Origin of the sequence: Thiocapsa sp. (genome assembly GCF_011390875.1) — a bacterium.
GTDB lineage: Bacteria > Pseudomonadota > Gammaproteobacteria > Chromatiales > Chromatiaceae > Thiocapsa.
The window spans coordinates 1-13,677 of record NZ_JAABRP010000140.1; the positions used below are offsets into that span (position 1 = coordinate 1).

Below are 13,677 nucleotides of genomic sequence, written 5' to 3' on the forward strand. Positions count from 1 at the left end.
CTTTCCCAGGCTTTGCCTGGCGCAAACGGATTTATTTCGTTATCAGGCTCCACGATAGGGTGCCCGCCGGCCAAGCGAGCCGAAGCGGGTCGTTCGATGCGAAGCGTGTCGCGGATAGACGATCCATCCTCTGCGCGGCCTGCTCGGCGGCGCGCCACTCTTCAAGCGCTTATGCGACAGCTCGCTGCACGCGCAGGGCCTCTTGATGCGACCGATAACAGTGGTAAACGCGCTCCTTCTCGGAAAAGGCATTCAAAGTTCTCATGGCGGACCTCATGGCCGCTGAAGTCGTTGCATCCCGCGCCGAGGCGGGATTTCGGAGTCGGGTACAACAGGAACACTCTGGCCCCGACCGGAGCTTGAAACCGACTTTGCGGCTTTCTGCCGAGATGCCTACGGGGCGACTCGCGCGCTGGTCGATCAGGCCGCCCGTTTCGAATCGCTGAATCGGGGTGATGTCGGCATCTCGATCATCACGTATGCGGAGATCCGAGCCGCTATCGAGAAGCGCCTCGACAGCCGAAAGCACAACGAAATGATCCTGGATCTGTTCGTGCAGCGGGTGCCGCACCTGCCGTTTGACGAAGCCGCGGCTCACGCTTTCGGCGTTTTGCGCACCGCCGTTCCCGATCTCCGGCGCAATGCCATGGACCGCCTGATCGCCGCTCACGCGCTCGGCATCGGCGCCATCCTGGTTACCAAAAACGAGAACGACTTCAAGGACTACCCTGGTCTGGTCATCAAGGACTGGATCCGTGACTTATGACCGCCCCGATCCTAAAGCCCCTTCGCACTCAACTCACCGTGTGCTGTTTTCTGTTATTCGAGCGCAACTGTCCTCACCACTCAAAACGAAAAGGGCCGCCCGGTTCGGGCGGTCCCAAGACTGGCTCCGGAGTGCGGCTCTCTCAGTCCTCGCCGCGACTCAGGCTCAACCCCCGCTCCGGCCGCGAGAAGTTGTGACAGGCGGAACACTCCTTGCCCTCTTTCTGGACATGCCGGCTGTGCACGCCCGCGAAATCGCGATCTTCCGATTCGTTCTCGTGGCATTGGGTACAGATCGTGTTGAGGTTGCCGTTGAGCACGGCCGCACGCGTTCCGATCACGACACTCGGCAAGGTCCGCAGGCCATACCCGAGCCCCTGCATGTCCAACCGCGCTGGACCGCCACTGAGCTCTCCGTGGCAGGTACCGCAACCCGCAGTGTCACCGCCCAAGGCGTTGGAGTCGGGTTCGACCCCGTGGTTGATGGTTTGATAGGTGAAGACCGGGACGGTGCTGGCGCCAGGGGGCATCTCGGTCGAGCCTGGTTTGCCGGTGGGGCAGACAAAGGGATCGTCCGGATTCTCGCCGAGCCCCACCGCGACCGCGCGACAGAAGCTGCCGGTACGGAAGAACTCGAAGGTGGAGTGTCCGACCAGGCTGTTGGTATCGTCCTTGCGCGCCAGCTTGCCCCAGTGCTTCTTCATGGGATAAAGCTTGGCATTCTCGCTCGTCACGTCGCCATTGGGCATTCCCAGGGCATAGGCATCATCTTCGGCGCTGAAGTTACCGACGAAACTGGCGGCCACCGTGGCATCCAACGGGACCGTGGGCACGCCTGTGAGCGATTCTTCCAGATAGACCACCTCGGACGTGCCGTCGAACCAGGTATAGCTGGGAATAAGCGACGCGGTCCCCAGGCCACCCTTGTCCTCGCGGGGGAGCCAGCCGCCGCGACCGTTGCAAGCCGAGTCGGACGGGTGTGGATCCTGCCAGTCACGGGCGACCTCGGTGCCGACCGCCGCCTTGGCATAGCTCGGGATGTGGCAGGTCTGGCAGGCGACCTTCATGGCATGCTTGTCCTTGCTGGAGCCTAGGGTGTTGCTGAAGTCGCCATGTGGTTGGCTGTCATGGCAGCCGCCGGTCTCGCAACTGAAACGCTCGGCCACGTCATTGGCTCGCAGGTCGAGTCCGCGGCCGCGCATCCGGTGGCCCTCGCCTTTGTTTCCAATCGCATTGTGACAATCCGAACAGGTGAGGTTGGCGCCGTCCGGACTCATGTGCATGTCGTGAGTGACGCTCGGGTTGATGTTTTCCCTCGACAGATCGCCGCGCTTGGCGCCATCGGCCCCGGCCGCCCCTGCGTGACAGTTGAGACAGGACTGGCGAGTGGTGGCATGGACGTTCTGCGCCGCCGCCAGGGTGGTGAGCGGCATGGGCGTCATCGGGACCGACGTGGGCAGGGTATCGAGGCCCGCCGGCTTGAACAGGAAATCGCCCGCCGAACTCACATTCGGGATACCTTCAAACCCGGTGCGCACGACCTTGTTGCCGTCGGAGCGAACCAGAGCGCCACTGGCGTCCTCAGTCAGATTGAGCAGGCTGAAATCGCTGAAGCCATCTCTGGTCCAATCCGGGAAGCGTTTGTAGACCTCCTGATGGCAGGTCAGACAGTCGATGTTGGCGAGTTGCGCGTGGGCCTCCGTCGACGTCGGATCAAGCTCCTCGAACAGCGACTGGGCCATCGCAAAGCGCCCGTTACCCACATGGCAGCCGGCGCAGGTGAAGCGCGGCGAGTTCTCGTGCGCACCGCAGTAGGTGTTGACGCCGGTCGCGACCAGTTCATTGGCCGCCTTGGCGGGTCGCTCGCCGGCCGCCGCAAAGTAGCCCGGGATGTTGGTCACGAAGTCGAAGGCGCCGCCCTGCTGGTAATGTACCGAGCCGTGCATATCGCGCGCCTCGTCCTGGTGGCAGGCGACGCAGACCTCTGGTCCGGTATAGGCGGAGATTTCGCAGTGATCCAAGATGGGGGAAGTACATCCGACCCGGGGTGAATCGGAGATGGTCACGGTGGTGGTCGAGGGCGCGGACGTCGCGCCGACATTGTCTGTCACCGTGAGGGTAACGTTGTAGTCACCGACCATCGTATAGGCGTGTGTGGGATTGGCCTGGGTGCTGGTCGCGCCATCGCCGAAGTTCCAGGCATAGGTCGAGATGGCGCCATCGGGGTCGGCCGAGCCGGCACTGCTGAAGCGGATAGCCGTGTCCGGAAGGGCTCTATAGGGGCCGTTGACCCTGGCTGTAGGGGGCTGGTTGACATCGTCTGGAGGCGGGCCGGGCGACTTGGGCGCGCAGTCGGTTGGCGCCCGGTCCACAGCGCGCTCGGCCGTCTGTCCGTCCTTTTGGATCGCGCGCACCCGGCAGGGCACCGGCCTGGGCCGCTCTTCGCGGATCGACCAGGCGCCATCGCGTTCATCGGCTTCGTCGTCATCGAGCTCTTGCTCAGGGGCATAGCCATTGACCAGGGTCACCTTTGCCCGGGGCGTGCCGTGCCCGGAGACGCGTAGGCGTCGCTCGCGGCTGTCCCAGGAAGCGCTGTCGATGCGCAGTGGCGATGGGGAGGAACCGCGCTCGTCATCGTCGTCCCCGTGACGGTCACGTTTGTCATCCGCCAGGGCTAGGCCGGCGGCGAAGAGACATAACATGCCGAGAAGGCACAGGGCCGTCCAGCCACGCCAAATCTGACCGGGATCTCGTGTTGGGGGTGCGCCGAGGGCGCCCATCGGTTCGGACACTGGCATCGCTCTACCCTCTCGATGAATGGCGTCGCGCGATCGTCCGCGCGGGTCTTGCCTTCATCGGGCCGGCTGACCCGACGGAACGCCCCGGGAAGCCCGAAGAACCGGCCCGCTCGGATTGGACGCGGCGGTTCGGGGCTGCGAAGCTAATTCCGCTCCGACAGTAACCCGTCACGCCTTAAGCGAACCTTAAGGCCCCATTCGGCAATCCGGGAGGGGACGAAACGGTTTCTTGACCGACTTCTCCGCCCTACACCACCTTGCGAAAACGCACCTCAACGCGAAGGCCCGGACCATCCTCCGCGTCCAGCAGCTCGATCCCGGCGTTATGAAGCTCGCAGATGCGCCGCACGATGGCCAGACCGAGCCCGGCACCCGGCTCGGTCTGGCCGGCGGGGCGATAGAAGCGATCGAAGACCCGCGTCCGGTCCTCGGCCGGGATGCCGCGCCCGGCGTCCTCCACGCACAGCAGGACACCATCGCGCCACGCGCTGACCGTCACGGCGACGCGCCCACCCGTCGGGCTGTATTTGATCGCGTTATCCAGGAGGTTGCCGACCAGAATGGCCAGCACCCCAGACGCGATCTCGACCAGACCAGGCTCGCCGTGCGGGGTGGTGCAGACCAACTCGATGGACTTGGCACTCGCCGCTCCCTGTCGGTCCGCCACCAACTGTTCCGCCGTCCCGACGAGCGAGCAGGTCGGGCGCCCGCTGCCGTCTGTCCGCGGTTGCAGCCGGGACAGGATGAGAAGCTGGGCGATGAGATGCGTCGCCCGGTCGACCCCGCAAATGAGTGTATCGAGCGCCTCCGCGCGTTCGCCGGGGTCGGCGCTGCGTCGGGCGACCTGGGCGTGAGTGCGGATGATAGCGAAGGGGGTACGCAGCTCGTGGGAGGCATCGGCGGCAAAATGCCGCTCTGTCTCCAAGGCAGACTTTAGCCGATGCATCAGGCCGTTGAGCGCCTCGATCAGCGGTCGGATTTCGCTCGGTGCGCGGCGCGCGTCAAGCGGCGCCAGTTGGTCCGCCGAACGCTGCCCGATGGCGCGGGCAAGACGGCTCAGCGGGCGCAGTCCGTCCGTCACCGCGAGCCAGATCAGCAGCACGGTCAGCGGCAACGACCAGAGGATGGGTTGCAGCGCATGCAGGGTCAGGTACTCGATAAGCTCCTCCCGGATCCCGTCGTTCTGTGCCACATAGAGCACCTCGCCGGCGCGTCCCGTCGGGAGTCCGAAGACGCGCCACCGGGTCGTTCCGATGGTCTGATCCGAGAATCCCGGCTGCCGTGCGAGCGGTTCCAGCGGCGCCGCACCGAAGCTGCCGACGAGGACGTCCTCCCGCCAGAGCTGGAAACTGATCATGGATTCATAGGGGTGCCCGATGGGCGACAGGGTTTGGGGCGCGCCTGCGATGGTGGGCAAATCGCCGGACAGCGTGATCTGATGCAGGACATGCGCCGTCTGCGCCAACTGCGCATCCATCAATTCACCAACCTCGTGTTCCGAGCGATTCCAAGCAATCAAGGCCACCGCGATCCAGATGACGGTCCAGACGACGCTGAGCGACAGCAGCAGGCGACGGCGCAGCGAGCTCACGGCGGCGGGACCGAGACCAGCCGATAGCCGACCCCTCGAACGGTGAGGATTCGGTCTTTCCCGAGCTTGTTGCGCAGATTGTGGATGTGCACCTCCAAAGCGTTGCTCTCGATCTCGTCGCGCCAGCCATAGGCCGTCGCCGCCAGCCGCACGCGCGGCACGACCCGGTCGGCATTGGCGATCAGCGTCTCCAGCAGGACGTATTCCCTGGGCGACAGGGACAGCGGTCGGTCGCCGAGACTGACCTCGCGTCGCACGGTGTCCAGCGCCAGCTCCCCGGCTTGCAAAAGGGGGGTCGCATGGCCGTCGCGGCGGCGCGTCAGCGCGCGGATCCGCGCGCTCAGCTCATCGAGATCGAAGGGTTTGACCAGATAGTCGTCCGCGCCCGCATCCAGACCCGCCACTTTATCCGCCACTGCATCGCGCGCGGTGAGAATCAGAATCGGCAGATCGATCCCCTTACTGCGCAGTGCACGCAGCAGGGAGAGACCATCGCGTCCGGGCAGCCCCAGATCGAGCAGCAGGACATCGAAGTGCTCCGCCCGCAGCGCGTGCTCGGCCGGGTCGGCGCTGCGGACCCAATCTGCCCGATAGCCGTCCTGAGCGAGTCCGGTCAGCAGGCCCGCGCCGAGGAGCGGGTCGTCTTCGACGATCAGGATGCGCATGAATCCTTCATGGTGGCGAGAAAATTCGGATCTCCAGGGATCGCGTCCGAGGCTGGTTGGATCCCGCCTTCATGATCGGCGAGGATAGAGGCATGCAGGTTCATGACGAACAAGGCCGATTTCCGCCCGTCGTCATACCACCCGAACAGCACCAAGAGAACGAACCGCAGAACTAGGCCGCCCGCGGTCGCTTCCAAGTGTAAACCGCGGTCACCGCATAGTTCCAAACCGCACCGACCAAGATCCCGGCGAGCGCCGAGAGGAACCAGCCGGAGTGCCCGCCTTGGAAGAGATAGTTGGCGATGCCGACGTTGGCCAGGGCGCCGACGCTGCAGGCGGCGACGAAGGAGAGCCAGCCCCAGATCAGCTGCCGGCCGCGCAGACGCATATCGCGGTAGGTCAGGATGTTGTTCAGGAAGAAGTTGCTGGTCATGGCGACCAGCGTCGCGACGGCCTGACTGATGAGGAAGGCGCCGGTGCCGAGCAGGGTCAGCATGGGCCAGAGCACGGCCATGTGCACGAAGACACCGAGCCCACCGATGGCCGAGAAGGCGATGAAGCGCACCGGGATGACCGGGCCGATCAGCTTCTGGGTCAGCATCAGCAGGTATTCCCAGAGGACCGCGTTGTCGAGCTTGCTGCTGCCGGCCTCGCGCGCGCGAAAGGTAAAGGGCAGCTCGCGAAAGCGCAGGGGTTGCTCGGCTTCGGCGAAGATGTCGAGCAGGATCTTAAAGCCGACCCCGCTGAGTCGCCGCACGCAACCCTGCACCACCGAGGCACGCACCAGAAAGAATCCGCTCATCGGGTCCTGCAGGTCCGCATGGATCAGGTACTGTCCGATCCGGGTCGCGAACCGGCTCATGGATTGGCGACGGGCGTTCCAGTCACCCATCCCACCGCCGGAGACGTAGCGGCTGCCGACCACGATGTCCAGATTCTCGGCCTTGATCACCGCGAGCATCTTGGGCAAGAGGCTCTCGTCGTGTTGGAGGTCGCCGTCCATCACCGCCAAGAAGGGCGCGGCCGTCGACATCATGCCTTCGATGCAGGCCGACGAGAGCCCGCGTCGGCCGATACGCTGCACCAGCCTGACACGCGGATCCAGCCGTGCAATCGCGCGGACCCGGTTCGAGGTCCCGTCGGGGGAGTCGTCGTCGACGAAGATCAACTCCCAGTCGATCCCCTGCAACACCGCGTCGACCCGCCGGACGACCTCGTCCACCATGTCCGCTTCTTGATAAGTCGGAATGATAACGGCCAACTCGGGGGGGCGGCAGTGGTGTTGAGGCATCGGCTGATCCGAGATCCTGTTGGCCATAAGCGGAGGTTCGATTCGTCGAGGGAAGGACGTGCGGGGCGTGCCTTTGAAGTAGACTGCCGCCCGCGGCTGGGGACGCCGGACAGGTGACGAGACGGCAGACCCGGGCACCGAAAGGTTTTTATTCTAACGCGATCGCGTTCCGGCCACCTCGACCGATCGCAGCCCGGATCAGATCCGCCGAATCAAACAACGCAGCGAGTCACGACACCATGGAAACGCTCCGAGGCATCGATACACCCCGTCAGGCTTGGGGCCTATTGCTCACCTTGATCGCAGCCATGACAGCTTGGCGGGCGGGCGTCGCTGCGATCCTGCCGGTCACGCAGGACGAAGCCTACTACTTCGACTGGGCCCGCAGTCTCGCTTGGGGCTATTTCGATCATCCACCGGGTGTGGCGCTGCTCGGCATCGGTACCTGGCTCGCCCCGGCGTCGGCGCTCGCGTCACGCGCCGGGTCCCTGATCGCAAGCGCACTGACGCTGCTCATCCTTGCACGCTTTTTCCGCAACTGCGGCCTCACGGCGCCGCGCGATCTGGCCTTGGCGCTGGGCCTGGTCTTCGCGACCATTCCCGGATTCGCCGGCGGCGTCATCACCACGCCCGACACGATGCTGGGCCTGGCCTGGGCGCTGGCCCTGCACGAGAGCGAGCGCGCGCTTGCCGGCCAGCGCCGCCGCTGGCTCAGCGCCGGTGCAGCGGTCGGTCTCGGTCTGCTGGGGAAATACACCATGGTCTTGATCGGGCCGGTGCTGCTCTTGGCCATCCTCTTCAGCGACCCGCGCGCGCTGCGCACGCGCTGGCCTTACCTCGGCGGACTCGTCGCGCTGCTGGTCTTCGCGCCGAACATCCTCTGGAATCAACAGAACGAGTGGCTGACGATGCGCTTTCAGTTCGGCCACGGCTTCTCGACCGAGGTCGGCGCGCTTCCGGTCGGGGCCCCCGGCGCCATTGAGCACGTCGGCCCCCAATCGGTCGGCGAACGCCTAGGCAGCCTCTCGGGTTATCTCGGCACCCAGCTCGCGTTTTGGGGACTCATCGCGATTCCCCTGCTCCTTGCGCCTTTGATCAACCGGGCGCGACGCAACCAACCGAGCCATGAGATGGCCGGGACACTGGCCCGCCACGCCAAGCCTCTGCTGTGGGCTGCAACCCTCTTTCCATTGGGATTTTTCGCCTTGGTCGCGACAGGCAGCGAGGTGGAACCCAATTGGCCCGCCGTCTATCTCATCTCCGCGGCGCCTTTGGCTGCGTTGTTGCTGCGCAATCTGCGTCCCTGGGTCCTCGCCGCCGCGCTGGGCAATCTGCTGCTCCTGAGTCTCTACGCATTCCATGCGGCGACCGCGGCACTGCCGCTCGGAGACAGCCAAAATCGCGTCCTGCGCGAGACCCATGGTTTTCGGGAATTGGCCGAGATCGTCGGCACGCTCGAAGAGCCCGTCTATGCCGACCGATACCAAACAACGGCGATGCTTCGCTTCTACGCGCCGAGCCTGGACACCACGACCCAATGGCCCGGCCTCACCCGACCCTCCGAGTATCTGCGCGGACAGATCGCACCGCGACTGGATCCGAAATCCGTCGATTCTCCCTTCTGGCTGGTCTCCGGATTCGGCGCACCGCCGGCTATCGCCGGTTTTCGCAGCGAGACCCATCGCAGGCTCTTCGATTGCGCGGGGCAGCCGCTGAGCGAAGCGGCGGAGGCGCCCTGCGCCCGTCCGCTGCACACGTGGAATCTGTATCGGTATCTTCCGGAGGGGTGAAGCAAACTGTCCGGGAAGGCTCACATCGGACCTTCGAGCCGGCGCAGTTTAAAGTATTAAATTTTAAACCGCGTGTCGCCGAGATCAAGGACATCTCCGAAGCTAAACGCAAAATGAGAATGACGCATGTCGCTCTGGACGCGGTTTAACCCGACGCTCGCGACCGCAGCATCTCACGGACCTCGTCTATTGAACGTGTGCATCCTCCGAGATGGATCACCGCATGGCAGTTCGGGCAAACAGGCCGAAGGTCGGTGATCGGATTCACCGCATATCGGGCACCGATCTCCGATAAGGGCGTGAGATGGTGTACTTGGATAAAACCCTCCGCGACAGGGCCGAACGACGCCAGGAAGTCGAACCGACAGATGACGCATGAGCAGCCATAGTGTTCGATGCAGAGTCGGCGAGCGGCAGGATCACGTTCGTAGGCATTGACCGTCACGCGGCGTTTTGCACCCTCCAAAAATGTCGAGCCATCGGTCAATTCCCCCGGCCAGGAAAATGCCTTCGCGATAATGGCCTGACACTCGAGCAGATGGCTGTGCCGATCAACGCCGGCATATTGCGACAATTCGGCCCAGTTGGTCCGCCTGCCGGTCTCTCCGGCCGGGCGTCCCGTCAGCCTGCGTTGAGTCGGGTTCCGACTGATGCCTGCGTCGTCGCACATCGCGGCGATGTTTTGGATCTTCATGCTGATCGAAGAGCGACTGCGTGACTGCAACGCGTAAATGGTCTCGATGCCTCCGATCTCGTCGATATCGTATCGCGCCGCATAAATGCAGAGCACGATTTCATCTCGGGTAAAGGCTTTACGCGTTGCCATCGGCGTCTCATCGTTCCCCGCCGAACGCGTTCACATCGGAGCACCTAGCCCGCCGGAGCGCGATGCGGTTCGCGGGCTCACCGCATCCGACCGGATGAGTGATCGAGGCTGATCATGTCGACTAATGATCGTCTCCGCGATTGCTCGCCTTATCCGCCGAGATCCGATCCATCATCGCGAACAGAAGTCCTGAGACGACAAAGGTCATGTGGATGCCGACCTTCCAGGCCAGCTCTTCGTTGGTCAGGCGATCCACGTACATGAACGCCTTGAGCAGCTCGATGCCGGAGATGGCGACGATGGAGCCGATGAGCTTCATCTTCAGCTCGGCGAAGCCCACATGGCCCATCCAGTTGGGACGGTCCTCGTGATTCCCGGTGTCGATCCGCGAGACGAAGTTCTCGTAGCCGGCCAGCACGATGATGAGCACCAGGTTGGCGATCATCACGACGTCGATCAGGGAAAGCAGCCCAATGATCACCTCGCCGGCCTCGGCGGTGAAGACGAGCGGGACGAAGTGGATGAACTCCTTGACGAACTTGACCAGCAGCAGGGCGATGGCAAGGACCAGGCCCAGATAGAAGGGGGCAAGCAGCCAACGGCTGCTGAAGATCACCAACTCCAGTAATTGTTCGATCCGTTTCATGTCGAGGTTCCGGTTTGCCTTCAAGCCATTGAGTCGGAGTCCAACGATTGCGAGCCGCGGACAGGGGTGACGGGAGCGGGCGGGATGCTACGCGGGCCCGGCCACCACTTCAACGGCGCTCGATCATTCGGCCCTCGGGCCTCGGCTTAGGCGTCGGTTCAGGGAGCCGGCGGCTCCTCCTCGGAGCCGATTCGCACGATCGTGCAAGCAGTCAGCGTGCGATAGACCGGGCTGCGCGCGGCGATCTCGAGCAGACGGGTGCGCTCCTCGGGCGTGAGTGCACCGAGGATGTTCACACGTACCTCGATACCCTCGACCCGGCCTTCCTCTTGATCACAATCGCGGCAATCCCGCCCGTGAACCCGGTCCTGGCTGAGGCGTACCTCGACGTCGTCCAGCGCAAGCCCCTGGTGTCTGGCGTAGGTCCGCACGGTCATGGAGATGCAGGCGCCGAGCGACATCAGCAGCAGATCGTAGGGCGTGGGCCCCAAATCCGAGCCACCGACCGACTTAGGCTCGTCGGCCAGCCATTGATGGCGATGGGTGTAGAGCCCGCGCTGGAAGCGAGTATCGAGCTCGGTGACCAGGACCTCTTTCTCGGCCACGCGAGGTGCAGTCCCGATACTCTGCTCAAAGCCGTGCTTGCCGAGCCCCAGGTAGCGGCTGGCCCAAGCGACCAGGGTCTCGGCGACGTACTCGGCGTCTTCGCGATTGGCGAGCAGATGGTCCGCCTTGTCGAGCGAGATGAAGCTCTTGGGATGCCGCGCCGCTTGGAAGATCTTGCCGGCCTCCCCGATCGACACGATGGTGTCGAGCGGTGAATGGAAGACCAGGAGGGCGCGGTTGAGGTGACGGATGTGGTCCGCCGAGGCGTATTGATCCAGGTCGTCGAGTAACTGTTTGCGGATACGGAAGCGTCGCTGCCCGATCTGCACCTCGGCCTCCCCCGTTTCCTCCAACTGGCCGCGCGCCCCGCTGAGGAGGTGTTGGACATGCGATGCGGTCGCCGGGGAGGCGATAGTCACCACCGCCTCGACGGACGGGAGCGCGTGCACGGCGGCCAAGACCGCTGCACCGCCCAGGCTGTGTCCGATCAGGAGCGCCGGGGCCTCGTAATCCTCCTCCAGCTTGCGCGCAGCGGCGAGCAGGTCGGCAACGTTGGATGAGAAGTTGGTGTTGGCGAAGTCGCCGTCGCTGTTGCCGAGCCCGGTGAAGTCGAACCGCAACACGGCGATCCCGCGCGCGGCCAAGGCGCGACTGATGCGCGTCGCCGCCGCGATATCCTTGCTGCAGGTAAAGCAGTGCGCGAAGAGGGCATAACGGGCCGTCGGCACGCGATCCGGGGGCGTCTCGAGCAAACCCACCAGTGTGTGCCCCTCGGGATTCGGAAACTCAAGTTTGATTCGTGCCATGCCAATTCCTCTCGTCGGAGATCCATCGATACGGCAAGAGCCTCCAGCTTCCAGCTGCCGGCCGCCAGCTTTTTTTGTTCATCGATTGGATAGGGTCGGGGCGCGTCGGGCGAATACGTACCCGCAAGACCATGGGGCGTTGCCGAGCAAGGCCCGCCGGAGCGCTCGAGATCGGGGGAAAGGATAAAGGCCAACAGCTGAAGGCTGAAGGCTCCTCCAGAGTCAACCACAATCGCCACGCAAACCTCAGCCCGCGAATCAGCCGACCGGCCCCCCCTCCCCCGCCCGACACAGTGCCTGGAGACGATCGAGCTCGACCTCGTCGAAGCCGGCTTCGCGACGGGCCGGGAGGTTGAGCGGACAGCGGATCTCGGCGCGCATGTACTCGCGCAGAAGAGCGAAATAGAGCGGGCCCGGATCGAGGCCGCGCTCCGCGCACAGGCGCTTGAACCAACGCGAGCCGACCGCCACGTGGCCGACCTCATCGCGCAGAATGACCCCCAGGCAGGCCGCCGTTTCCGGGTCGCCCGCAGCCTCGAAGCGCGCGATCATCCCGGGCGTGACGTCCAGCCCGCGCGCCTCCAGGACGCGCGGAACCAAAGCCATGCGCACGAGCGGGTCGTGGGCGGTCACGCGCGCCATTTCCCAGAGGCCGTCATGGGCCGGGAAATCGCCGTAGTCGTAGCCGAGATCCCGAAGTCGGTTGCGCATGAGGCCGAAATGCTCGGCCTCCTCGGCCGCGACCTGGATCCAATCGTCGTAGAAAGCCGTCGGCATCTCGCGATAGCGCTGCACTGCGTCCCAGGCGAGGTTGATGGCGTTGAACTCGATGTGCGCCACCGCGTGGATCATGGCCGCACGGCCCTCGCGGCTTTTGAGCTTGCGTGCCTTGAGCGCGCGCGGCGGAACCAGCTCGGGCCGCTCCGGACGCCCGGGTAGATCCCGGACCCGGGCCGCGTCCGCGGCATCTGCATCGAGGCATCCGGCCCGCCAGTGCTGGGCCGCCGCCCGTGTCGCGGCCTGCTTGCGGGCAGGGTCCGGCTCGCCGAGACAGGCGGCCGCGACATCGAAGAGGTTGCCCTGCACATGCGTCATCCGCGCCACCCCAGAATCAGATCCATCACGTTGGTCCCCGTCGGTCCGGTGCGGATCAGGTCGCCGCTCGCCTCGAGCAGCGTGCCCGAATCGGCGCGACGCAGCCCTCGGTCAGCGTCGAGTCCGGCGTCCCGGATTCGCTCCAGCGTGGCGCCGTCGACCAAGGCCCCGGCGTCGTCGGTCGGGCCATCGGTCCCGTCGGTCCCCGCGCTCAACAAGACGGCATCGGCATGACCGGCAAGCTCGATCGCCGCGGCCAGAGCAAGATGTTGATTACGACCGCCACGCCCAGGCGCATCCGGCAGACACAGCGTCGTCTCGCCGCCCGTAATCGAGAGACCGGGCGGGCCGTCCAGCAAAGCACGCGCCAGATGTCGGCCCACGAGTGCGGCATCGCCCTCGACCGGCTGCGTGTCGATCCGGACCGCGAGACCCGCTCGGCGCCCCGCGTCTGCTGCGGCGGACTTGGCGGTTTCCAGGGTCGCGACCAGCTCGATCTGCGGACCAAGCATCGGCAGCGCCCCCCGCTCCGCCAGCCCGCGCTCGACACAATCCGAGAGCCACTTCGGCAGATCGAGACCCGCAACCCCTTCGACCAGACCGACCTCGGCAACCAGCAATCCGGAGCCGATCACGCCCGGTTCATTCCCGGGCACGTCCGAGATCGCCAGCGCTCGGCTCGGCCGTTCGCCGAGCGCGCTGAGCAGACCCCCGCCCTTGATCCGAGAGACCGACTTGCGCACCCGATTGACCGCGTCAATCGGCAGGCCGCTGCCGAGCAGCCACTGGTTCATGCGG

Annotated in this window: 11 protein-coding genes; 2 read left to right on the forward strand and 9 right to left on the reverse strand. The window is 64.9% G+C overall.

Going from position 1 to position 13,677, the window contains the following annotated elements; all coding sequences use genetic code 11:
- The first annotated feature begins 442 nt into the window (after nt 1-442).
- Nucleotides 443-766 carry a PIN domain-containing protein gene (locus GPT33_RS12260; protein WP_296809363.1) on the forward strand — a complete coding sequence of 108 codons (324 nt, stop codon included), beginning with the start codon at nt 443-445 and terminating at the stop codon, nt 764-766.
- Nucleotides 767-908: 142 nt separating this feature from the next.
- Here GPT33_RS12260 and GPT33_RS12265 read toward each other — a convergent pair whose 3' ends face one another.
- The 4 genes from GPT33_RS12265 to GPT33_RS12280 all read right to left on the reverse strand — a co-directional run bounded on the left by GPT33_RS12265 (nt 909) and on the right by GPT33_RS12280 (nt 7,110).
- A complete protein-coding gene (locus GPT33_RS12265) occupies nt 909-3,545 on the reverse strand; it encodes a PKD domain-containing protein (protein ID WP_296809344.1) in 2,637 nt (878 codons plus the stop codon).
- Nucleotides 3,546-3,810: 265 nt separating this feature from the next.
- Complete coding sequence (locus GPT33_RS12270) at nt 3,811-5,154, reverse strand: ATP-binding protein (RefSeq protein WP_296809346.1); 1,344 nt, start codon at nt 5,152-5,154, stop codon at nt 3,811-3,813.
- Nucleotides 5,151-5,819, reverse strand: a complete 669-nt coding sequence (locus GPT33_RS12275; RefSeq protein ID WP_296809349.1) for a response regulator — start codon at nt 5,817-5,819, stop codon at nt 5,151-5,153. Before GPT33_RS12275 ends, GPT33_RS12270 begins: the two co-directional genes overlap by 4 nt.
- 172 nt (nt 5,820-5,991) lie before the next feature.
- Nucleotides 5,992-7,110, reverse strand: coding sequence for a glycosyltransferase family 2 protein (locus GPT33_RS12280; RefSeq protein ID WP_296809351.1), 1,119 nt, complete (start codon nt 7,108-7,110; stop codon nt 5,992-5,994).
- Between the two features lie 239 nt (nt 7,111-7,349).
- On the opposite strand from GPT33_RS12280, the gene GPT33_RS12285 reads away from it, so the two are divergent.
- Nucleotides 7,350-8,900 carry a glycosyltransferase family 39 protein gene (locus GPT33_RS12285; RefSeq protein ID WP_296809352.1) on the forward strand — a complete coding sequence of 517 codons (1,551 nt, stop codon included), beginning with the start codon at nt 7,350-7,352 and terminating at the stop codon, nt 8,898-8,900.
- A 145-nt stretch (nt 8,901-9,045) separates the two neighbouring features.
- Here GPT33_RS12285 and GPT33_RS12290 read toward each other — a convergent pair whose 3' ends face one another.
- The 5 genes from GPT33_RS12290 to GPT33_RS12310 all read right to left on the reverse strand — a co-directional run.
- Nucleotides 9,046-9,726 (reverse strand): hypothetical protein, encoded by a 681-nt coding sequence (locus GPT33_RS12290; protein ID WP_296809355.1) that lies wholly within the window; start codon nt 9,724-9,726, stop codon nt 9,046-9,048.
- A 121-nt stretch (nt 9,727-9,847) separates the two neighbouring features.
- Nucleotides 9,848-10,372 (reverse strand): TIGR00645 family protein, encoded by a 525-nt coding sequence (locus GPT33_RS12295; RefSeq protein ID WP_296809358.1) that lies wholly within the window; start codon nt 10,370-10,372, stop codon nt 9,848-9,850.
- A 158-nt stretch (nt 10,373-10,530) separates the two neighbouring features.
- Nucleotides 10,531-11,784 (reverse strand): bifunctional alpha/beta hydrolase/OsmC family protein, encoded by a 1,254-nt coding sequence (locus tag GPT33_RS12300; RefSeq protein WP_296809359.1) that lies wholly within the window; start codon nt 11,782-11,784, stop codon nt 10,531-10,533.
- Nucleotides 11,785-12,042: 258 nt separating this feature from the next.
- A complete protein-coding gene (locus tag GPT33_RS12305) occupies nt 12,043-12,879 on the reverse strand; it encodes a ferritin-like domain-containing protein (RefSeq protein WP_296809360.1) in 837 nt (278 codons plus the stop codon).
- Nucleotides 12,876-13,677, reverse strand: an 802-nt coding sequence (locus tag GPT33_RS12310) for an MOFRL family protein (protein WP_296809361.1), incomplete at its 5' end; no start/stop codon positions are given. The genes GPT33_RS12305 and GPT33_RS12310, both read right to left, overlap by 4 nt.